General features: G+C 44.8%; 24 protein-coding genes. 20 read left to right on the top strand and 4 right to left on the bottom strand.

Annotated elements, in window-relative coordinates; genetic code table 11:
* Positions 1-141 precede the first annotated feature (141 nt).
* Positions 142-2,271: a methyl-accepting chemotaxis protein gene (locus M0P91_RS12845; protein WP_295068145.1), complete on the top strand. Its 2,130-nt coding sequence runs from the start codon at positions 142-144 to the stop codon at positions 2,269-2,271.
* Positions 2,272-2,288: 17 nt separating this feature from the next.
* Here M0P91_RS12845 and M0P91_RS12840 read toward each other — a convergent pair whose 3' ends face one another.
* A complete protein-coding gene (locus M0P91_RS12840; RefSeq protein ID WP_295068142.1) occupies positions 2,289-3,125 on the bottom strand; it encodes a peptidylprolyl isomerase in 837 nt (278 codons plus the stop codon).
* Positions 3,126-3,231: 106 nt separating this feature from the next.
* Between M0P91_RS12840 and gltX the strand changes: the two genes are divergently transcribed.
* Together gltX and M0P91_RS12830 are read left to right on the top strand one after the other, a co-directional pair.
* On the top strand, positions 3,232-4,614 hold the full coding sequence (gene gltX / locus M0P91_RS12835; protein ID WP_295068139.1) for a glutamate--tRNA ligase: 1,383 nt from the start codon (positions 3,232-3,234) through the stop codon (positions 4,612-4,614).
* A gap of 71 nt (positions 4,615-4,685) precedes the next feature.
* Complete coding sequence (locus M0P91_RS12830; RefSeq protein WP_295068136.1) at positions 4,686-5,747, top strand: 3-oxoacyl-[acyl-carrier-protein] synthase III C-terminal domain-containing protein; 1,062 nt, start codon at positions 4,686-4,688, stop codon at positions 5,745-5,747.
* 257 nt (positions 5,748-6,004) lie between these two features.
* Here the strand turns inward: M0P91_RS12830 and M0P91_RS12825 are convergent, their stop codons facing one another.
* Positions 6,005-6,685 (bottom strand): MqnA/MqnD/SBP family protein, encoded by a 681-nt coding sequence (locus M0P91_RS12825; RefSeq protein WP_295068133.1) that lies wholly within the window; start codon positions 6,683-6,685, stop codon positions 6,005-6,007.
* Between the two features lie 109 nt (positions 6,686-6,794).
* Between M0P91_RS12825 and M0P91_RS12820 the strand changes: the two genes are divergently transcribed.
* From M0P91_RS12820 to M0P91_RS12805, 4 genes are all read left to right on the top strand, one after another.
* The gene (locus tag M0P91_RS12820) at positions 6,795-7,016 is read left to right on the top strand and encodes a MoaD/ThiS family protein (protein ID WP_295068130.1); all 222 of its coding nucleotides are present in this window, start codon (positions 6,795-6,797) and stop codon (positions 7,014-7,016) included.
* A gap of 1 nt (position 7,017) precedes the next feature.
* Entirely contained in the window at positions 7,018-7,464 is a 447-nt protein-coding gene (locus tag M0P91_RS12815) for a molybdenum cofactor biosynthesis protein MoaE (RefSeq protein ID WP_295068127.1), read from the top strand.
* Between the two features lie 2 nt (positions 7,465-7,466).
* Positions 7,467-8,666: a molybdopterin molybdotransferase MoeA gene (locus M0P91_RS12810; RefSeq protein ID WP_295068124.1), complete on the top strand. Its 1,200-nt coding sequence runs from the start codon at positions 7,467-7,469 to the stop codon at positions 8,664-8,666.
* A gap of 273 nt (positions 8,667-8,939) precedes the next feature.
* Positions 8,940-9,824: an ORF6N domain-containing protein gene (locus M0P91_RS12805; protein WP_295068121.1), complete on the top strand. Its 885-nt coding sequence runs from the start codon at positions 8,940-8,942 to the stop codon at positions 9,822-9,824.
* Positions 9,825-9,877: 53 nt separating this feature from the next.
* On the opposite strand, the gene M0P91_RS12800 is transcribed toward M0P91_RS12805, so the two are convergent.
* Positions 9,878-11,200: an MFS transporter gene (locus M0P91_RS12800; protein WP_295068118.1), complete on the bottom strand. Its 1,323-nt coding sequence runs from the start codon at positions 11,198-11,200 to the stop codon at positions 9,878-9,880.
* A gap of 102 nt (positions 11,201-11,302) precedes the next feature.
* Here M0P91_RS12800 and rdgB point away from each other — a divergent pair, with 102 nt between their 5' ends.
* The 4 genes from rdgB (at position 11,303) to M0P91_RS12780 (ending at position 12,783) form a co-directional block, all read left to right on the top strand.
* Positions 11,303-11,908 carry an RdgB/HAM1 family non-canonical purine NTP pyrophosphatase gene (gene rdgB / locus M0P91_RS12795; protein WP_295068116.1) on the top strand — a complete coding sequence of 202 codons (606 nt, stop codon included), beginning with the start codon at positions 11,303-11,305 and terminating at the stop codon, positions 11,906-11,908.
* A 97-nt stretch (positions 11,909-12,005) separates the two neighbouring features.
* A complete protein-coding gene (locus M0P91_RS12790; RefSeq protein WP_295068113.1) occupies positions 12,006-12,257 on the top strand; it encodes a type II toxin-antitoxin system Phd/YefM family antitoxin in 252 nt (83 codons plus the stop codon).
* The gene (locus M0P91_RS12785) at positions 12,247-12,531 is read left to right on the top strand and encodes a type II toxin-antitoxin system RelE/ParE family toxin (RefSeq protein ID WP_295068109.1); all 285 of its coding nucleotides are present in this window, start codon (positions 12,247-12,249) and stop codon (positions 12,529-12,531) included. Before M0P91_RS12790 ends, M0P91_RS12785 begins: the two co-directional genes overlap by 11 nt.
* A gap of 72 nt (positions 12,532-12,603) precedes the next feature.
* Complete coding sequence (locus tag M0P91_RS12780) at positions 12,604-12,783, top strand: hypothetical protein (RefSeq protein ID WP_295068106.1); 180 nt, start codon at positions 12,604-12,606, stop codon at positions 12,781-12,783.
* Between the two features lie 2 nt (positions 12,784-12,785).
* On the opposite strand, the gene M0P91_RS12775 is transcribed toward M0P91_RS12780, so the two are convergent.
* On the bottom strand, positions 12,786-13,565 hold the full coding sequence (locus M0P91_RS12775; RefSeq protein WP_295068103.1) for an undecaprenyl-diphosphate phosphatase: 780 nt from the start codon (positions 13,563-13,565) through the stop codon (positions 12,786-12,788).
* A 121-nt stretch (positions 13,566-13,686) separates the two neighbouring features.
* Here M0P91_RS12775 and M0P91_RS12770 point away from each other — a divergent pair, with 121 nt between their 5' ends.
* The 9 genes from M0P91_RS12770 (at position 13,687) to ccoN (ending at position 22,233) form a co-directional block, all read left to right on the top strand.
* Positions 13,687-14,247 carry a PAS domain-containing protein gene (locus M0P91_RS12770; protein WP_295068100.1) on the top strand — a complete coding sequence of 187 codons (561 nt, stop codon included), beginning with the start codon at positions 13,687-13,689 and terminating at the stop codon, positions 14,245-14,247.
* A gap of 87 nt (positions 14,248-14,334) precedes the next feature.
* Positions 14,335-15,438, top strand: coding sequence for an aminotransferase class V-fold PLP-dependent enzyme (locus M0P91_RS12765; RefSeq protein WP_295068097.1), 1,104 nt, complete (start codon positions 14,335-14,337; stop codon positions 15,436-15,438).
* On the top strand, positions 15,389-16,288 hold the full coding sequence (locus M0P91_RS12760) for an ATP phosphoribosyltransferase regulatory subunit (protein WP_366934088.1): 900 nt from the start codon (positions 15,389-15,391) through the stop codon (positions 16,286-16,288). The genes M0P91_RS12765 and M0P91_RS12760 overlap by 50 nt, the downstream gene beginning before the upstream one ends.
* Positions 16,289-16,404: 116 nt before the next feature.
* Positions 16,405-17,652 (top strand): adenylosuccinate synthase, encoded by a 1,248-nt coding sequence (locus M0P91_RS12755; protein WP_295068091.1) that lies wholly within the window; start codon positions 16,405-16,407, stop codon positions 17,650-17,652.
* An 88-nt stretch (positions 17,653-17,740) separates the two neighbouring features.
* Entirely contained in the window at positions 17,741-18,160 is a 420-nt protein-coding gene (locus tag M0P91_RS12750; RefSeq protein ID WP_295068089.1) for a flagellar export protein FliJ, read from the top strand.
* Positions 18,157-18,684: a PDP protein gene (locus M0P91_RS12745; protein WP_295068087.1), complete on the top strand. Its 528-nt coding sequence runs from the start codon at positions 18,157-18,159 to the stop codon at positions 18,682-18,684. The genes M0P91_RS12750 and M0P91_RS12745 overlap by 4 nt, the downstream gene beginning before the upstream one ends.
* Before the next feature lie 100 nt (positions 18,685-18,784).
* Complete coding sequence (locus tag M0P91_RS12740) at positions 18,785-19,336, top strand: DUF507 family protein (protein WP_295068085.1); 552 nt, start codon at positions 18,785-18,787, stop codon at positions 19,334-19,336.
* On the top strand, positions 19,336-20,463 hold the full coding sequence (gene carA, locus M0P91_RS12735; RefSeq protein ID WP_295068082.1) for a glutamine-hydrolyzing carbamoyl-phosphate synthase small subunit: 1,128 nt from the start codon (positions 19,336-19,338) through the stop codon (positions 20,461-20,463). Before M0P91_RS12740 ends, carA begins: the two co-directional genes overlap by 1 nt.
* Positions 20,464-20,751: 288 nt before the next feature.
* Positions 20,752-22,233, top strand: coding sequence for a cytochrome-c oxidase, cbb3-type subunit I (ccoN, locus tag M0P91_RS12730; protein WP_295068079.1), 1,482 nt, complete (start codon positions 20,752-20,754; stop codon positions 22,231-22,233).
* The last annotated feature ends 9 nt before the right edge of the window (positions 22,234-22,242 follow it).

Here is a 22,242-nt window from a genome sequence, read left to right as displayed (position 1 = left end):
TGAATTTTCCTTTAGATATCGTATAATCTTATCGTAGTGATGATAGAATCCGTTTAAATGTGATATGTTTTTTACGCTGTTTTTACACGCGTTGATTATAATCGCACAGGTTGTCTATATTAATATAAGAATGGGGTCGCCATGAATAACATGAGTATCGGACAAAAAGTTCATATCCCTTTGATCGCATCCATCGGGATCGGTTTTGTGATTGTTGTGATTAATTATCTGGTTTCGATCCAGGAGATACGGAAGAATACGTACGCAGAGCAATCCAAAGAGATGACAACGGTTTTTGAAGAGGCGTTGGAGTCGAAAAAAAATGTCGGTATCACGAATGCCATTACGATTTCAAAGAACGGTGCGGTTATCAACGGCTTGATGAACGGTGATCGTACTGAACCCCTTAATACACTGAAAGCACTCTCCAAAGAGTTTAAAGAGAACACGAAATTCGGTAACATCAAAATTCATGTCCATGACAGGGATGTGCACAGTTTTATTCGTGTATGGAACCCGGAAAAATACGGTGATGATTTATCGGGCTTCCGAAAATCAATTGTTGCCGTGAAAGAGAGCCAAAAACCGCTCGTCACCATTGAGGTCGGCGTTGCGGGATTGGAGCTTCGGGGGATTGCCCCGATTATTTCGGGTGGCGAATACCTGGGCTCTATCGAGTTTATGCAAGGGCTGAATTCGGTCATTAAAGATCTGCGGAAAAACTTTGAAACGGAAGTGATCGTTGCGATCGACAACCGCTACCTTGATACGGCGAAAGAGCTTCAGGGAAAGGCTAAAATCGGAGGTAACTATACTCTGGCCGTGAAAGAAGATGTCATTGACAAGGAGTTGATGGGCGAATTAAATGAGGCAACCTTCAATGTCTCCGACGGTGCCTTTACGACCGATCATTTTTACGTAACCTTGATACCGATCAAAGATTTTTCAGGCGCGCAGGTGGGGTATGCGTTTTCCGGAAAAAAACTTGAAACGGTTGAGGCGATCATCAATGAATCTGAAAATTCGTTATTGCGTCAAGTCGTTATTATGTCTGTTATTGATCTTATTATCTTATTTTTGCTCATTACGATTATCCGTCGTGCTGTTACAAACCCTATTCAAAATCTTGATGCCATTGCACAAGAGCTGGCGACCGGAGATGCAGACCTGAGCAAACGGATCCGTATCACCTCCAATGATGAAATCGCTCAGGCGGCAAAAAGTTTCAACACCTTTTTGGACAAAGTCGACGCAATAGCACTGCAGGCTCAAGAACATGCCCGGGAGGCAATGGAGGCAAAAACGCAATCAGAACAACAGCTGCAAAAAAACGAAATTTCGCTGGCTTTGGCCCATGAAATGATCAGCGGTTCCATTGACAATGCAGGAAGCCTACGCAACAGCTTGGAACGGAGTATCGGCGATCTCAATAATGTTAACACCCTGAATGCCGAGACGGGGAACGTCGTCGATCAAGTGAATACACAGACCGATAAAATCATGACGAGCATTACCAACATTACCGAAATGATTAATGATACCCGTTCAAATTCGGAACAATTAAATCATAATGTCAGTGAAATATCAAATGTGATTACGCTGATTAAAGATATTTCGGATCAGACCAATTTATTGGCTCTGAATGCAGCTATCGAGGCGGCCCGGGCCGGTGAACACGGACGAGGATTTGCCGTTGTCGCCGATGAAGTACGAAAACTTGCCGAAAGAACCCAAAAAGCGACGAGTGAAGTCGAGTCTAATATTAGTGTCTTAAAGCAAAATTCAATGGGTATGCTGGAGAATAGCGAGCGGGTGGAAGAGCATGCGGTAGATTCGACCCGACGGCTTGATGAATTTAAAAATGTCATGTCTCACCTGATTAATAATGTTGAGAAAATTAAAGAAGACAATAAAATAATCAGCTACGGAATTTTTACGAATATGGCAAAAATTGATCATATGATCTTTAAGGCCAATGCCTACGAGTCAGGATTCCAAGGGAAAGTCACGCAACACTTCAGTGACCATCACAGCTGTGCACTCGGGCGTTGGTACGATGAGGGAGAGGGGAAAACCATCTTTGGAAAATCGTCGATATACGGACGTTTGGCGGAGCCGCACCGAAAGGTACACGATGAAATCCGAAAAGCGATGGAGTTGCTGAAACAAAATTCTATCGGCAACGATAAACAGATTATCGACTGCTTCAAAGAGGCTGAAAAAGCGAGCCAAGAGCTTTTCTCTATTTTGAATGAGATGGTGGAGGGTTAAAGCACTTCCCCCTCTTTTTACAGGGGAAGGCGTATGACTTTGATGTCGGCACTGAGACGCAGACGGGTAAAGTGGTCATTGAGGACTTGATTTCGTTTTTCGCCCATAATTGCATTGGTAATTTGGGGTCGGACGGCGTCAAGATTTTCGGTGACGATATTGTTTTTTTCCCGGAGATAAAAGCTCATGAATCCATTTGCCCCGTTCGGAAAGATCGGGGTGAAATTTCCCTGAGGGGTTTTGTTGAGGATTTGTACCAATTGGGGATTGATGGAATCGTAGGTAATCGTCTCCTCTTTTGAGTCGACCCCGGAAATATTGTACATCGGATCGCTGATTTTTGCCTGCAACGCTTCTTTAGTGGAGGCGCTATAGGTGGTGACCGCGAAACTTTCGGGTTTGGAAAAGTCGTCGAGATGGAGGTGGTAATACTCCGCCTCTTCATCGGCACCGGGTTGCCCCATTTTGGAAAAGGCAATGGTACTGTAGAGTTTTTGCCCTCGGAGATTCTCTTCGATTTTCTTTTTGAGCCCTTTTTCGTCCAATCCTCTGACCGTCAGCATCGCATTTAAAAACTGCTCTTTGGAGAGGTTGTTCTGCGTGGCCATTTTCTCAAGCTCTTCGTCCACTTCGGCAGGAGTAACCGTAATTTTTTTATCGATGGCTTCGAGCTGTTCGAGCTTCTTTCGGATCAGGGTATCGGCACTTTGCTGGGCATCGGTATTGCTCTGCTTCATCTCTTGTTGTACTTCATACAACGTTATGGGAGAATTTTTTACCAAAATGCTGACACCGCCGATCGGCGCGCTCCACAGCAGTGAGGCTAATATAGTGGACAGGGTGAACAATCGCATCGAAGCTCCTTATAAAAGTCTCTTATTTTACCCGCTTTTAACATAGCCTTAACTAAAATTCTATAATTGTTAAACGGGCACGCTGCGTGTTCAAAAGGAATTTTAAATGGTAGTAACCAGATTTGCCCCAAGCCCGACAGGGTATTTGCATATCGGCGGATTGCGCACGGCGCTCCTTAGTTATCTGTGGGCGAGACGCAATAACGGAAAATTTTTACTTCGTATTGAAGATACCGATTTTAGTCGGAATGATGAAGCGGCTGCACGGGCAATTGTCGAAGCGTTTAAGTGGGTAGGATTGGAACACGACGGGGTGATTGAATATCAATCCAGCCGTTTGAAAATTTATCAAGAATATGCCCAAAAACTCCTCGACGAGGGGAAAGCCTATAAATGTTATATGTCCAAAGAGGAGCTTGATGCGCTGCGGGAAGAGCAGACAGCCCGTAAAGAGCGGGCAAAATACGATAATCGCTATCGAGATTTCACAGGTACGCCTCCGGAAGGGTGTGAAGCGGTGATACGAATCAAAGCTCCGTTGGAGGGTTCCATTACGGTTCATGACGGAGTGAAAGGGGATGTTGTTTTCAACGTTGCCGATATTTTGGACGACTTTATCATCGCACGCGCGGACGGGACGCCGACGTATAATTTCGTGGTTGCGGTGGACGATGCGCTGATGGGGGTGACCGATGTCATTCGCGGAGACGATCACCTCTCAAACACCCCCAAGCAGATCGTCGTTTATAAAGCACTCGGATTCCCTCTCCCGAAATTTTTTCACGTTCCGATGATCCATAACAGTGAGGGGAAAAAACTCTCCAAACGTGACGGGGCAACCGATGTGATGATGTACAAACAGATGGGTTACACTCCCGAAGCGTTGTTGAACTTTTTGGTCCGTCTGGGGTGGAGTCACGGCGATCAGGAGATTTTTTCAATGAATGAGATGTTGGAGCTGTTCGACCCCAGCGACATTAACCGCTCCGCATCGGTCTATAACGTCGATAAGCTGGATTGGCTCAACAGTCATTACCTTAAAAATACCCCCAATGACAAACTGTGCGAATTGCTTGAGTTTCATGGCGTGATGCTGATCAGCCACGATAAGCGGGAAATTCTCCTCGATGCCATCAAAGAGCGGGCGAAAACGCTTGCAGAGATGGCGGTACTGGTCAGCGAGATTTTGGTATCACCGGCCGAATACGATGAAGCAGCACTTAAAAAAGGGTACAAAGAGGAGAGCAGAGCCATTTTAGAAGCGTTTGCCGCCGCACTTAAGGGGGCAAAAGATCTCCATCTTCCGACCGATTACCACCACGTAATGGAAGCGGTTGTTACGGAAATGGGAATCGGATTCGGAAAGATCGGTCAGCCGTTGCGCATTGCATTGATGGGAAAACTTTCCGGCCCGGGGCTGGACAATGTAATGGCGATCATCGGCGTCGACGAGACGCTCAAGCGGATTGAATCACTGTTAAAATACTAAAGTAAAACGATAAACTTGCTATAATTTCTCGGTACGTATCGAAGTCGAGTAGATAAAGAGAGGAAGAAATAGTGAAAAAAGATGTTTTTATTGTTGGTGTGAAGTCCGTATTTCCAAAAATTTATCCTTCTGTTGATGTGATTGATAAATTGTATAGCGAAAAACTTTCCTCTGCAAAAATCAATAAATTTGCGACAAGACTTGGATCAAATGTCCAAATTAAGAATCGTGCTATCAGTATCGACTTGGAACAATTTCCTCGCATGGTAGTTCCTGCTGAAAATTCACCGCTCTTGTGGGCCGGCAGCGTCATTAAAAGTTTTTCAGACACTATTCGCAAGGGTAGTAAAATTGGATTTCTTTCGGTTTCATACAATGCAAGCTCCCATGCGATCACTCTTCCTAATCTTACGTGTCAAATTGCTAATCAGTCGGCACTTGATCTGGAATACCCACCTGAGGAGATTGTCAATTATGGCTGTACTTCGGGTATTTTTTCCATCCAGTCTGCTGTTGATTTTTGTCAAAAAAATGATTCTTTAGCAACTGTTTTCGCTTTTGAACAAGTATCGTGGACCTTCAAGCCGCTGTATGATGAGGCAAATACAAATTTTAGAGCATCTCTTCGAACGCATGCTATTTTTGGAGACGGCGGTGCCGGATTATTGTTAGCAAGTGGAGATGAAGCTGAATGTTTTGATAAAAAACTAAAAATTATTGATATAAAACTGGATTATCGGTATGGAGATGTAATCAAAATGGAAGAGGGTACTTTTTTAACAGGTGACGGGGTAAAAGATCTGATGCCAAAGCTTGTGTGTGAGCATATTATCAAACCAATTTTGCAGCGAAACGGACTGAAGGTAGAAGATGTCAATGAATGGTCCTTACATCAAGGCGGCTTACCGGTTGTCGACAGTTTTATGGATCCGGAGATACTCGGGTTAAGTAAAGAGCAAGTAGAAATATCAAAAAAAATGTTTACAGAGTATGGTAATGTTAGTACCCCTAGCAATTTTATTGTGCTGGAACAGCACCTGAATCATGGAAAAGGGGAAATTGGCGATTATGGAATGATTGTCGGTTTCGGAGCAGGTTATTATTTTGGAGCAGCGCTTTATCAGCACTGTTAATCTATTAGTACCTGATGTTACGCATTTTTCGCTCATAGCCCGTAAAATGGCAGGGACGGCCCAGCCGGCACTTCGTGCATCGGCTCCTAAGCTAAAAAAGCCAAGCAGTTGGCTTTTTTGACGCTTTTCACCCATACAACCCCCAAAACAAGCGAAGCGCTCCCGAAGGGATGTTTCCTGAAACGCTTCCCGTATCTTTCGGATACGGGAGATTACTAACCTTTTCGCACGCGTTTAGACAAGGTGCGTAAGGTCAGTTAGTACCTTACCGCTCCCAAGGAGGGATTCAACCCCCTCCCTTTTGCCTCTTGCATAAATCGCTTATATCCTCTCTCTTCTTTCACACCCACTTTATAGCTGATAAATTTCAGATAATGGGTAATTTGTTCGGGAGATAATGCACTTTTTCGAGAGGCATCCATCAGCATATAATACGGTATTTTCACCTTTGTAGCGATAAAGGCACGGCTAAGGCGGCGGAGCTCATCGGTATGGTGATGGGTACACAGTAGGGCAAAAATAAACGGCAGTTTTGTCCGCTCATGCCAAAGGGCTCCCAGGTCGATATGTTCACCTCCGCCGTAATAATAGCGGAGGGCTTTGTCTCCGATTAACACCTCTCCGTGAACGTCTAAAATTTGAGCGAGGAGGTTGGAAGTGGCAGAATCGGCGTCGATTTTATCGGCATTTGGGAGGGAGAGGACACTCAGCACTTCCTGCTGTGCGACGATTCCGACCCCGAAACAACGGCAGTTTTTGGCGGTAATGCTGGAGATGAACGCCGCATCGATTCGCCGTGCGGCGAAAGCGCGGTTCAGTTTTGAGGGGACCCCTTTGTGGTAATGGAGACTTTGTTGGGTGCGTAGCGTTTTGGCGTATCGCTTCATAAATACATGAAACGGCAAGAGGTTGATAAAATCAATTTTTCCGAAAATCAAGCGCTCTCCCTCTGAAACAAGGGGGATATTATACTTAATTCTGAGTTAACAAGGGAGCATCAGGGCTCTTTTGATATAATCGTGACTATATGAATAATGAGGATATGGGATGGTAACCGTAGAATTTTTAGGGCCGATCCAAAAGGCTCCGCTCTCTATCAATGCAGTATCGTTGCGTGATGTTGCCGAAGTGCTGAAACAAGACCATGAAATGGCGGAATGGATTGATAATTGTGCCGTAGCGGTGAATGACACTCTGGTCGCATCTTTGGACACGCCGCTCAAATCAGGGGATAAGATTTCATTGCTTCCCCCGGTATGCGGAGGTTGATATGCTGGAACTTTATAACGGCGCATTAAATGTTCCCGAAATTATAACCCGTTGGTATGCTCAGGAATCTGACACCAATTACGGGGCCTATATTCCGTTTGTCGGGACGGTGCGTGATGAGGACGGAATTGAAGGGTTGAGTTTCGATGTGTATGAACCGATATTGACCTCTTGGTTCGAAGCGTGGGTTGCCAAGGCCGAACCCCTCGGGGCAAAGCTGAAAATGGCGCATAGCCGTGGAGACGTGTTGGTACACGAATCTTCCTATATCGCGGCGGTATTTTCCCCGAAACGGCGTGTTGCATTGGAGACGATCGAAGCATTCGTCGAAGACTTCAAAGCGTCCGCCCCCATTTGGAAATACGATTTGAAAAATGGAGACCGTCTTTATGCGCGGGAACGTTCCACTCCGATTTCGGGTGCGGGATTGTTGGGGGGGATAGCGTGAGAATGATCTCCTATGAGACTTCCCAAAATATGGTGAGCCTGCTCCCTATCGGTATTCAGCGGGGAGAGCGGGTATGCATCACCGCTTCGCTGGGACGGATATTGGCGGAAGATATCATTGCGGATGAAGATTATCCGACCCATCCCACCTCTGCAATGGACGGATACGCAATTCTTCACAGTGATTTGAATGAACTGGGAACATTGGAGATTTTCGGTGATAATCCGGCGGGTGCCGATGAGATCGGGCACGTAGAGAGTGGAGTGTGCATTAAAACATTTACCGGTTCGCTGATGCCGAGGGGAGCCGATACGTTAATTCCGATCGAAAATGTTCGGGTCGAAAACGGTCAAATCATTATCGAAAAACCGGTGCCGTATGGATTTGCCGTACGTCCGATAGGGGAGAGCTACCGGGAGGGGGAGACCCTGATTCCGCGCGGTGTAAAAATCGGATTTGCCCAAATCGGCGTTCTTGCCGGGATCAATCGGGTGATGGTACGGGTAGCGCAGCGTCCCCGCGTCAGTGTAATCGCTACAGGGAGTGAAGTTCTCGATATCGGAGAGGTCGCCCGCCATGCAGGGCAGATTCGAAGCTCCAACAGCCACACTCTTGAAGCGTTAATCACCTCTCTCGGCGGTGAGTGTATTCAGATGGGGATTGTCGGAGATGACAAAGCGGCCATTATGCAACGATTCGAAGAGGCGCTGGCGTCGAGCGATATCGTGGTGAGTACCGGCGGCGTGAGTGTCGGGGATTATGATTTTGTCAAACACATCGTTCCGCGTCTGGGTGCCGAAGTGATTTTCAAGGGGGTCAATATCAAACCGGGGCAGCATGTGATGCTGGCGCAGCGGGGGGAGAAGTTTATCGTTTCCCTTCCGGGATTTGCCTACTCTTCGACCGTTACGTTCATGCTCTATGTCGCTCCGCTGATGGCCCGTATGCTGGGATGTTCCAATCCGTACGAACCGATCGAAGCGACCCTCAAAGTCCCGTTTGCGAAACGTTCGAATAAGAGCGAGTTTACCGCCTGCAATCTGAGTTTTGAAGACGGCCGTTATTGGGTCGATTTCGACGGCAAAAAGAGCGGAAGCTCCGCGATTTTGACCAATCTTCTCGGAGATGCCGCACTGATGATTTGCGGCGAAGAAGACGGGGATCTGGAGGCGGGGACCCTTGTGCGGATTATAAAACTTTAATTCTCGTTATTCCCGACGTGATCGGGAATCCACCCCCCCCCTCTTTTATCCTCTTCAAAGACATAATTCATTATCATCATTTAACAATTTAAAATTTATTCTTCTAATAGAGGATGAATCATATAGATGAAAAAAGAACAGTTTCAAAAGTTTATGGACGCTCCAGTTAAAAATCCCAGATGTTTGAAAAAAACAAAAGAAGCTCAAACGGCAGATGAAGGATAAGAGAAGCGATGCGAAATAGAGTATTCGAGAGAGCTAAAAGTTTTGAGTATGAATGAAATTTCTATTATAGACGAACACACCATCCAAAACAAGATTTATACTCTGCGCGGTTCGCAGGTGATGCTGGATCGTGATTTGGCGGAGTTGTACGGTGTCAAACCTATCCGTCTTAGGGAGCAGGTGAAACGAAATGTCGATAGATTTCCTGAAGATTTTATGTTTCAGCTCACCAATGAAGAGATCGATATTCTGGTATCGCAAAATGCGATACCCTCCAAAAGTCATCTTGGGGGCAGTTTGCCGTATGTTTTTACCGAGCAGGGGGTCGCCAGTATTTCCGGCGTTTTGACCAATAAAATCGCTATCGAAATCAACATAAAGATTATGAGAGCTTTCGTGCAGATGCGTCGGTTCATCTCTCAAAACGCTCTTCTCTTTCAGCGACTTGATCGATTGGAGAGTGTTCAGATGGAACATAAAATCGAATCGGATAAAAAATTTGATCAACTGTTTAATGCCATAGAATCCAAAACGATCCAGCCTGAAAAAGGGATATTTTACGAAGGTCAGATTTTCGATGCTTATCTGTTTGTTAGTGACCTGATCAAAAGGGCTGAAAGCTCCATCGTCTTGATCGATAATTACGTCGATGAGAGCGTGTTGGTGATGTTGTCCAAAAGAGCCGATGCGTGCAAAGCGACCATTTACACAAAAACGATCACTGCGCAACTCTCCCTCGATCTCAAAAAACACAATGCCCAATATCCGCCGATAGAGATCAAAGAGTTTTCCGCTTCGCATGACCGATTTTTGATCCTCGATGAGGAGGAAATTTATCATATCGGCGCAAGCCTCAAAGATCTGGGCAAAAAATGGTTTGCTTTTTCGAAGTTTGAAAAAGGTTCGGTTGAGATGCTGGGGCGGCTGGAATAGGTATGATTTTTTTCACCTTCACCCTTCGACAAAGCCTAGGGTGAACGGCAAAATTATTTAACGATCTTCGCTTTGACCGCCTCTTCTTCAATCAACTCTTTACGGTATTTGACCGCCACGATATTTTCGGTTTCATTGATATACCATTCGGCGATGTGCTCATGCTCCAGAGCATTCAGCTTTTCCATATCTACATGTTCCATCGCAAGGTAGAGATGAGAATAGCGGTGCGGATTGCGCAGTTTCAGCGTCCATACGAGCCAGAGGGTCGAAACGACGATCAGGGCGATGGAGAGTGTTTCACGGGTTCCATACTGGAGTGCAAGTCCCGCAATAACCCCGCCGATGAACGTCATAAAATAGGCAAATCCGTTGGCGATTCCGAGTGCTGCCCCTTTTTGGTGCACTTTCGCAAACTTGCTGATCATTGACTGTACCAGCGGTTCCATCATGTTAAAAGCGACGAAAAAGCTGACAACCCCGGCGATAAACTCCCAGTCTTGCTTCGCAAATCCCATCAGGGTGAAGGAAACGATAAAGAGGACGATCGAGATCAGAAAGATTTCGCGCGGCTTGTTGTGCTTTTCACCGAATACCGCAGCCGGTCCCATGGCAACCAGACCGAATACGAGGGCAGGGACGTAGACTTTCCACAGTTCCGCTTTGTCCCAGACAAATCCGTATTGCTCCTGCGTCAATAGAACCGGAATCAGGACGAAGGCAACCGTCATCAGCCCTTTTTGCATCCCGTTAATCATGATCATGTTAAAGAGGTTCGGATCGCTCAGAATGTCGCGGGTAGTTGAAGAGGAGTGATAGATGTGACGGATACGCGGAGGAGTCGGGACTTTCGTAAACAAAACGATCATGGACAGAATCGCCAGTACCGCCGTGATCCAAAACAGCGAAGAAAGACCGTAATGTGACGCAATGACCGGCCCAAGTGCCATGGCGGCGGCGAAACTCATCGCGATCGTCCCCCCCATCAATGCCATCGCTTTTCCGCGCTGCTCTTCGTGGACCAGATCGCTGATCATCGCCGGGATGACGGCGCCGATCGCTCCGGCCCCCTGTAGGAAGCGCCCGAACATCAGGGTATAGATATCGGTGCTCACCGCACAGATGATCGAACCGACGAGGAAAATGACCAGTCCGACGAGGATGGTCGGTTTGCGTCCGATTTTATCGCTCATCGTTCCGAAAGGGACCTGAAAAATCGCCTGGGTGAGGGCGTATCCTCCGACGATGACCCCGATCAGAAACGGGGTTGCCCCTTCGAGCGTCAATGCGTAGGCGGAGAGTACCGGGAGAACTAAAAAAAGACCGAAAAATCGTAGCGACAAAATTGCCGAAAGAGGGAGAACCGTTTTAAACACGTTGTGACCTTGAGTAGGATAAAATTTTCATTATTATAGTACATTTCAGGATGAGGCGGATGTTTGAAAAAATATTGCTAAGTCTATTCTAAGGATATACGGATGAAAGTCGTTTTAGCCACTTCGAATAAGGGTAAAGTACGTGAAATTATCGAATTGCTTCATGACCGGGAGGTATTCCCCTATACCGATCTTATTGAGGGGTTTGACATTATTGAAGACGGCGATACGTTTAAAGAGAATGCTTTGATAAAAGCCAGAGCGGTTTACCATGCGCTTGGGGATTCAGAGGCAATCGTTATTGCGGATGACAGCGGAATCAGTATCGATGCATTGGACGGTGCTCCCGGAATTTTCAGTGCCCGTTTTGCAGGGGAAGGGGCCAGCGATAAAGACAATCTTTTCAAAGTGGTCGATTTATTAAAAGAAAAGGGGCTGACAACATCTCCGGCCCATTATACGGCAGCGATAGCGATCGTCTCCAAAGAAGGGGAAAGCTGCGTCCACGGATGGATGTACGGGGAGGTGTTAGTGGAGCCCAGAGGGGAAAACGGTTTCGGATACGATCCGATTTTTACACCCGATGGGTATGAGCAAACGTTAGGAGAGTTGGAAAGTAGCGTAAAGCGGGGGCTTTCACACCGTTCGAAAGGGCTAAATTTGGCAAAAATTTTGATTGATCAGATTAAGTTTTTACGGTCGAAATAAAACAATTATTTCGTCATTCCCGCGAAAGTTGGAAACGAGTCAGTAAAAATATGGTATCATTTTAGTATTTAGAAACATACTAAAAAAGGTACTTAAAATGCAGCCTATTTTGTCAAACTACAGTGCTAGTATTACTGAACTCAAAAAATCACCCACTCAGATACTGGAGCAGGCTGGCGATGAAGTGGTAGCGATTTTGAATCATAATGTCGCCAGTGCCTATCTCGTCCCCTCAAAAACCTATGAAAAACTCATGGAGATGCTTGATGATTATCTCCTCTCCAAAGAGGTGCAAAATCGTCTAAGTGAAGAGTTCACTCCGATAAAAGTTTCCTTAGATGAGCTATGAATTAGAGTTTCACCCTCTCGCGCTCAAAGAGTGGAATGATTTAGGAGAGACGGTTCGTGAACAGTTTAAAAAGAAACTGCGTCAACGTCTTGAAAATCCGAAGGTGTCTAAAGAGAAACTGAGTGGATTGGACAGCGTGTATAAAATCAAACTCAAAAGTGCCGGATATCGGTTAGCATATCGGGTACACGATGATATCGTGGTTGTACTTGTTTTAGCGGTTGGAAAGCGAGAAAACAGCGCGGTCTATAAACTGCTTCATTCGAGAGTTTGATTTCGTCATTCCAGACTTGATCGGGAATCCAGCTAAGAAGGTTGTCTGTTCCCTTTTTCTTACCAAATTTATGTGTGTATAGATCAGCAAAGTATCAAAAACCAAAACAAAAAAGCGATTTCCATTCGCGTCAATGAGAATGATATTTATGAACTCAAAAAGAAAGCGCTAGAAAACTCGATCCCGTATCAAAATATCATTCAGATGCTGATTCATCAATTCGCGACCAATAAAATTAAATTGAGTGTCTAAAATTAAACCGGCATACTTGCCACAAAATAAAAGAAGATAATCCCGACAACGATTCTATAAATCGCAAACGGGGTAAAAGTGTGGCGACTGACAAAGGTGACAAACAGTTTGACCGTTGCGAGGGCAAATACAAATGCCGTTATAAATGCTACCGAGAGCATAAAATAATCATCCACTACCATCTCGTTACGATGTTTGAGCAGATCGTACGCGGTAGCGATAATCATCGTGGGGATAGCGAGGAGAAATGAAAACTCTGCTGCACTTTTACGGCTCAGCCCCATTACCAATCCGCCGATGAGGGTAGCCCCTGAACGGCTGGTTCCGGGGATCATCGAGAGACTTTGAAACACTCCGATGATAAAGGCTTGTTTGAATGTAAGTTCGCTGATATCTTTGCCCGCATCAATGGGTTTATCACGTCGAAGATATTCAAAAAGCAAGAATACTATCCCCCCCGCGATCAGCATAATGCTCACCGTTTCCACGCCGAAGAGGGCTTTGATCTGTTTATAAAACAAAAATCCCAAAATACCTGCCGGTAAAAAAGCGACACCGATTTTGAGCCACAACATTTTGTCCTGTATCAGCCGCTTGGCATATAGGAATAAGACGGCGAGGATGCTTCCCAGTTGGATAGAGACCTCAAATGCTTTGTGAGCGTTGGTCTGCTCCAATCCTAATAGTTGCGAAGCGAGGATAAGATGCCCTGTCGAGGAGATAGGGAGGAATTCGGTTACCCCTTCAAGGGCACCTAAGAGGAGGGCGTCGAATAATGTCACAGTGGTCTCTTTCAATTTTAATTGACGTAATTGTACCAGATAATGAAGTACGGAGATAATTTGTTTATTTAAGTTGTAATGTGTACAATTGAGTGCTAATTTTCTGTACAAAGGTTTGATAATGCAGGCAAATACCAAAGGAAAAGAGATCAAAGTAGATAAATACCACATGATCGTGAGTCGTACCGATACGAAAGGGATCATAGAGTATGCCAATAGCAACTTTATTGAGATATCGGGATACGGGATTAGCGAGCTGGTTGGAAAACCGCATAATATTGTTCGTCACCCCGATATGCCGGCGATTATTTTCAAACTGATGTGGCAACGGATTCAAAGCGGACAGGATATTTTTGCCGTCGTCAAAAATTTGGCAAAAAACGGGGATTATTATTGGGTAACCACAAAGTTTGAGATCAAAAAACACCCTTTTACCAATCAGGTGAACGGATACGTCGCGTATCGGCAGGGGGCTTTGGAACATGTCATTGACACAATGTCAAAGCTCTATACCGATTTGCTGGCCATCGAAAAAACTAACGGTATGGATGCATCCGAAAAATATCTGCTTGAGTTTTTAGCGTCTAAAAATATGACGTACGATCAATACATCGAACATTTGACGGGAAGCAGCAGCATTTTCAAATCTCTCTTGTCTAAAATGGCTAATTTGTTCCATTAAGCGGTTAGTTTTGGGCTCTTAAACCTATCCTAACCTCCTCTCTTGTATAATATGAGCATTTTGTAATCCTCTAAAAGGAATTTGTTGATGCTTTTATTTACACCAGGGCCTACTCCGGTACCCGAATCGGTACGTATCGCGATGGCAGGAGAGACACTTCACCACCGTACACCCGAGTTTGAAGCAATTTTTGAACGGACCCGTACACTGTTGTTTGAACTTTTGGGAATGGATGAGGTCTTGATGCTTGCCTCTTCGGGAACGGGCGCGATGGAAAGTGCCGTAACCAATCTGACCCGTTCAAAACTGCTCTCCATTAATTCCGGAAAATTCGGTGAACGTTTTGGAAAAATTGCCGTTGCACACGGCATCGCCAATGTCGAGATCAAACATGAGTGGGATACTCCGGCAACGGTGGAGGAAGTTCAGGCGGCTCTCAATGCCAATCCCGATATCGATGCGATCGCACTTCAGGTTTGTGAATCGGCGGGGGGGCTTCGCCACAGCGTTGAAGCCATTGCAGAGGCGGTTAAAGGGTATAACCCTTCCATTATGGTCATTGCCGACGGGATTACGGCGGTGGGCGTTGAAAAAATCGACGTTACCCATATCGACTGTCTTATTTCGGGGAGCCAAAAAGCGTTGATGCTTCCTCCGGGACTCGCGATCATGGGACTCTCCAACGCGGCTATCGAAAAAATAGGAAGCGGTAAGGGGTATTACTTTAACCTTGCTACTGAGATCAAAAACCAGCGTAAAAATACGACAGCATGGACAGCCGCGACGACGATTACTATCGGGCTGGAATCGGTTTTGAACCGTATCAAAGCTGAGGGCGGATTAGAGAAACTTTATGATGAAACAGCGCGCCGTGCAAAAGCGACCCGCGCGGCGATGGTAGCAATCGGTCTTTCGATCTATCCGACGAGTCCTGCCGATTCGATGACGACGGTAGGGGACGCGGAAGCGAAAAAAATTCGATCTACCCTTAAACAATTCGATGTAAATGTCGCCGGCGGTCAAGACCATATCAAAGATTTGATTTTCCGTATCAATCACATGGGACTGATCGCTCCGTATGAAGCGTGTTGGGCAGCTAACGCGGTGGAATTGGCTCTTTCTGCAATGGGACGCCGTGAGTATGACGGAACCGCTAACCGCGTGTTTAACACCGTCTATTTTGGATTGTAGTATTATGGTATTTGAACACGAAATTCCGGAAGGATCAAAGCTTTACTTTGCCGAAACAGCCAAAATGAAGCGTCTTATCGAAACGAAAGCGAGTACCTTGCTGAGCGATGCCGGATTCGAAGAGATACTGACGCCGCTCTTTTCGTATCACCAGCATCAAAGTGTCTCTGACGAGTGGGAATTGATCCGTTTGGGTGACAGTAAAAATCATTCGATGAGCCTCCGTGCCGACTCGACAATCGACGTGGTCCGTATCGTCAATAAACGTCTCGGCGGTAATACGGAGCATAAAAAATGGTTCTACATCCAGCCGGTATACCGTTATCCGGCCATCGAACAGTATCAAGTCGGCGTTGAGATTATTGATGAGACAAATCTTTCGGTCGCACTCACGCAAGCGACACGGATTTTAAACTCTCTTGAGATGTCGCCGCTGCTGCAGATTTCCAATATCAATATCCCCCGGATACTTTCTGAAATGTTAGGGCTGGAAATGGATGATTTTCGGCATGTCAACATCGAGAAGTTGTTTTCTTTGGATATCGAATGGCTAAGACGTCTCGTCTACATACAGCACCCGAATGAAATTGATACGGTTTTGGAAATTGTTCCCGAACAGCTCAAGGGCGAATTGATTAAAATCAAAGAGTTGTGTGCCGGATTAGAGTATCCAAACGTGGTTATCGCTCCGCTGTATTACGCTAAAATGCTCTATTATGATGAACTTTTTTTCCGTGTAATCGAAGAGAACGAAGTCTATGCCATGGGTGGGCGCTACAAAAGCGATGAAACGGTTTCGGTCGGATTTGCGATTTATACTGACGCACTAATTGAAGCATTACACACATAAAAGAATGGAGATATCTGCCTCGAATGAGGCAAGCTTTAGTGCCACAGCGGTAAGCGAAGAGAATGGGATTTTATTCCATTCTCGTATAAAATAAAAATTACGTAAGGAATTTTAGAATGAAAGCAGATCTAATAGTCGGAATCCAATGGGGTGATGAAGGAAAAGGGAAAATCGTCGATTTGCTTGCGCAAAAATACGATGTTGTTGCCCGTTATCAAGGGGGACATAATGCAGGTCATACGATCGTTGTTGACGGAAAAACCCATGCATTACACCTTATCCCTTCCGGAATTTTAAACCCGAAAGCGATCAATATTATCGGTAACGGCGTTGTGGTTTCCCCGGAAGCCCTCATCAAAGAGATGAAGCAATTCGACAACTTGCTCGGACGATTATTCGTGAGCGAATCGGCACATATGATTTTAACGTTTCACACATTGATTGACCAAGCCAAAGAGAAACTTCGCGGCGAAAAAGCGATCGGTACGACGGGTCGCGGTATCGGGCCTGCCTACAGCGAAAAAATTGCACGTGCAGGATTTCGTTTGGGAGAATTGCGGGATGTTGAGACGCTTTCGAGCCGTGTGATGGAATATTTTGTACAAAATAAAGCGATCTTTGAAGCACTTGAAATCGGGTTGCCTTCACGTGAAGAGCTGGTTGCAGAACTCAATGGTTATGCGAGTGTGTTGATTCCGTTTTTAGCGAATACGACCCAAATGGCATGGAAAATGATGGATGAGGGGAAGAAAATTCTTCTCGAAGGGGCACAAGGGACGATGCTTGATATCGATCACGGAACCTATCCGTATGTCACCAGCTCTTCAACCATCTCCGCAGGTGCGTGTACCGGACTGGGTGTCAACCCCAAAGATATCGGCAAAGTAACGGGAATCGTCAAAGCCTACTGTACCCGTGTCGGAAACGGCCCTTTTCCGACCGAAGATCACGGTGAGATCGGAGAGCGTCTTCGCAAACAGGGGCACGAATTCGGCACCACAACCGGACGTCCCCGCCGTTGCGGTTGGTTTGACGCGGTAGCCTGCCGGTATGCGAGCCGTCTTAACGGGTGCGACGATCTTTCGATTATGAAGCTTGATGTTTTGGACGGGTTTGACGAAATTCTGGTTTGTACGGGATATGAAGTAAACGGCGAAGTGATCGATTATCTGCCGCTTGATTTGGATAACGTAAAGCCGATCTATAAAAGCTTTCCGGGCTGGGAGAAGACAGAGGGGGTCCGACGTTTTGAAGATCTTCCGATTACGGCTCAGCAGTACCTTCGTGCGATTGAAGAGCTCACACAAACCAAAATCGGTATGGTGTCAACATCACCGGATCGCAACGATACCATATTGCTTTGATAGAACGCCAAGGGGTCTGTACCCCTTTTGGGTTATACCAGCCGTTATGACGCGAAGCCTACTTTTCTGAGGCAAAGGTAACTGTCAGATGAAGTCAAAATATACCCCTTTGGTAAAACTTAAAAAAAAAGATCTGGACAAAGCGGAGCGGGACCTGATCGCTGCTAATAATGCATTGGCGGATGCGTCAGGGCGCTTGAACAGAGCTTATCAAATTCTTTCCGAACTCTCTTTACCTACACATGGCACCGTTGCCAAATTGACTCAAGCGCACATGATGATTCAAGCGCAACACAATACGATTGAAGAGTGCAAAATCTATCTCGAGGAGTCTGAACGAGAGCAGTTTCAGATGCAAAATCGGTTTAAAAATGCAATGATGGAGTATGAAAAGTTTAAATATCTTGAATTACAAGAGGCACGGACATTTTTATTGCAATACAAAAAAGAAGAGGCAAAAATGTTGGATGAAATTGGAATTATGACCTATAAAGGGGGATCCGTATGAAAATCATAATGATGCTGCTTATTGCTTTAAGCTCCATATTCGGTGCACAAAACACCAAATCGTATGAATGTACTAAAATTTTCGAAGAGAGAAAAAATGAACTGCTGGTAGAACTGGGAAGGATTGATGAACAACGCCAGTCCCTGGATGCACTTAAAAGTGCGACCGAAGAGCTTCTTCGGAAAAAAGAGACCATGATTCAGGGAAAAGATACAAAAGTAGATCAAAAATTGCAAGAGATCAGAGCAAAAGAGAGTGCTATTAAAAAAATGGTGGAAGAAAATAAAAAAATTCTTGATGAGATTAAAAACGTTAAAACCGAAAAAGTTTCTCAGACGTTTGCCAAAATGAAGCCCGCAGCAGCAGCCGGGATTTTATCTCAAATGGCGCCGAGTGAAGCTGCTGAAATTCTAAGTACCCTTAACAGCAAAGCAATGGGGTTGATTCTTGCTAAAATGGATTCAAAAAAAGGGGCTGAAATTACGAATAACCTTCGTAAAACTCCTGCATCGACAATAAAATAAATTTTTTTACGACTAAATTAAAGCCGTAAGAGATTGTGTTATAAGGCAATTTAGAGGTCTCTTGAAGTACAATAGCGAAAAATAAAGATAGGGCTTGGCTATGAAGGTTTCACTCACGCATCTACCCCATATATCGACGCGAATCGCAATAGATCTCAACCGCAGCGGATTGGTAACTATGACGCACGGTCTTGAGAGTGTCGCCAAAGAGGCGGAGGGTGTTCTAATTACCAATGTCAAAAAAGAGATGGCGCTTGAAGAGAAAGTCAAAGAGATTGTCAGTGCCAATGAAGAACAAATTGATTTTTACCTTGCCGATGAACGTCAACTTTTTTTTATGATCAAGAAAAAACTTGCGCCGCAGTACGGCGTTATTTTGTCCTATGAAGAGCGGTATTCGGACATAGCGCATCAAATTTTGGATGCATTGTACGAAGAGGATCTTATTCGATACGATGTAAGTGAAAACCGTATAAAAAATGTCATTTATGATGCCATTACCGCTTCTATAGCCGACACGACCGAAATTGAATCGGCTGTATACGAAAAGATCAAAAGCTATAAGCGTCATCTTGTTCCCGGAACCGACGAGTATGAAATTATGTACGAAAAATTATACAACGATGAACTACACAGAAGGGGGCTTTCTTAATGCGTGATACGTGGATTTATCTCGAAAACGGAACTTTTTTAAGTGCTAAAAGTTTTGGAGCCGACACTACCAGTGTCGGTGAAATTGTATTTAACACCTCAATGAGCGGATATCAGGAGATTATTTCTGACCCCTCATACGCGGGCCAGTTTATTACGTTTACAATGCCGGAAATCGGCAATGTCGGGGTGAACGGCGAAGATATGGAGAGCTCTAAAGCCCATTGCAAAGGGGTGATTGTACGCCAATATCAGAAGGAATATTCAAATTTTCGTGGTGAAGAGGCGTTGCACACTTTTTTAGAGAAGCATGGGATTATCGGAATCTGTGATATCGACACCCGATATTTGACCAAAATGATTCGAAATGAAGGGGCAATGATGATGATTGCCTCGACAACCATTAGTGATAAAGAAGAATTAAAAAAACTTCTGGAAAATTCTCCCCGTATCGAAGAGGTAAATTATATCCAAGAGGTTAGTACCAAGAGTTCGTATACCCACACAAGCGGTGTGTATGATCCGGTGACATTTTGCTATAACGATGCCCCTGCACCGAAAGCAAAAATTGTAGCCATTGATTTTGGCGTAAAACGTAACATCCTTAACGAACTGACCGAAGCCGGTTTCGAGGTTGAAGTGTTACCGAATACGTTTAATGGTGACGACCTTATTAGCCGGTACGATTTACGTGAAATTGACGGGGTGTTTCTTTCAAACGGTCCGGGGGATCCTTTGGTTTTGAAGAAAGAACAAGAAGAGATCAAAAAATTAATTGAGCGAAAAATTCCGTTATTCGGGATTTGTTTAGGGCATCAATTGCTAAGTATTGCGCATGGGCATGATACTCATAAGCTTAAATTCGGTCATCACGGCGGAAATCATCCGGTTAAGAATGTTCAGACGGGGATGGTTGAAATTACGGCTCAAAACCACAATTATAATGTACCGGAATCAGTGCGTGACATTGCCGATGTAACGCACGTTAATTTATTTGACAATACGATTGAAGGATTGCGATATAAAAACGGTCCTGTTTTTTCAGTACAGCATCATCCTGAATCGAGTCCGGGGCCAAAAGAGAGCCGATACATTTTTAGTGAGTTTCTTCAACTTCTTCAACGCTAATTTTCCCTTTAGGGGAATTTTACCTTCTTCGCAAACTTTCTGTTTCATTTTAGGTGTTACTTTTTTACTCCATATTCTGTGCATAAACTTAAAATTATCGTTAAGTTTTCATATAGTGAAAAACATTTAATAATTTAAGATTCCCTAAATGGTGGGGTTGCTATCATTAGAGCGTTTAATAGCCTATTTTTGTTACAAAAATGTTAAGGGAACCTCTAAAAAGTTTTTTTACTTTTGAGAGGTTCCCTAAATAGGCTCTTATGCTTTGAATCTTTAAGGAGGTCGTAAATGGAGAATCGTCCATTAGAATATGATTACACGGTCGCTAAGTGGTTTATGCTTACAACCGTTGTACTCGGAATCGTCGGGATGCTTGTCGGCGTAATTTTGGCATGGGAAATGGCATTTCCTGCTGTCAATACCTTTGCGGGGTCAGGATTGGCAGAATATACCAACTTCAGCCGTCTTCGTCCTTTGCATACCGATGCAGTCATTTTTGGTTTTACCCTTAGCGGTATTTGGGCAACATGGTACTATATCGGTCAACGTGTATTAAAAGTATCAATGGCGGAATCAAAATTTTTGATGTTCATGGGTAAATTACACTTTGGACTTTACCTGCTTGTTGTTGTTGCAGTTGTAGTGAGTCTTTTGCTCGGTATTTCAACCGGAAAAGAGTATGCTGAATTCGAATGGCCGATCGATATTGCTGTCGTTGTTGTTTGGGTTATTTGGGGTATGTCCATTTTTGGTTTGATCGGTATTCGTCGTGAAAAATCATTGTATATTTCAATTTGGTATTACATTGCAACCTTCCTAGGTATCGCTATGTTGTATCTTTTCAACAATATGGAAATTCCAACCTACTTTGCTTCAGGTGGAATCGGTGCATGGTATCACTCGGTTTCAATGTATTCCGGTACGAATGATGCATTGGTACAATGGTGGTATGGGCATAACGCGGTTGCGTTCGGTTTCACGGTACCTATCGTAGCAATGATCTATTACTTCCTCCCAAAAGAGTCAGGGCAAGCGGTTTATTCGTATAAATTGTCACTTCTTGCTTTCTGGGGATTGATGTTTGTTTACCTATGGGCAGGCGGACACCACTTGATCTATTCGACTGTTCCCGATTGGATGCAGACGATGGGTTCAGTGTTCTCGGTCGTATTGATTCTTCCGTCATGGGGTTCTGCAATCAATATGCTTTTGACCATGAAGGGTGAATGGCAGCAAGTTGCGGCAAGTCCGTTGATCAAATTTATGGTTCTTGCATCAACATTCTATATGTTCTCAACTCTTGAAGGTCCAATTCAAGCGATCAAATCGGTCAATGCATTGGCACACTTTACAGACTGGATCGTCGGTCACGTACATGACGGTGTTCTCGGATGGGTTGCATTCATGATTATGGCTGCATTGTTCCATATGGCACCGCGTGTTTTCAAACGTGAGATTTATTCGAAATCGTTGATGAACACACAATTCTGGATTCAAACGCTTGGTGTTGTCCTTTACTTCACTTCTATGTGGATTGCAGGTATTACACAGGGTATGATGTGGCGTGCACACGATGAATTCGGTAACCTTGCGTACTCATTCATCGATACTGTTGCTGTATTGCATCCATATTTCACTATCCGCGCTGTAGGTGGTACACTTTATCTCGTCGGTATGTTCTTGTTCGCGTTCAATATGTACAAAACAATGACAAGTGCTCGCCGTGTAGAAGAGAGTGAACTGCAAAATGCATCGCCGATGGGCGCATAATAGAAGGGG

Source organism: Sulfuricurvum sp. (assembly GCF_023229695.1).
Lineage (GTDB): Bacteria > Campylobacterota > Campylobacteria > Campylobacterales > Sulfurimonadaceae > Sulfuricurvum.
The sequence above is the reverse complement of the archived record's forward strand: the minus strand, read 5'-3'. Positions and strand labels throughout refer to the sequence as shown.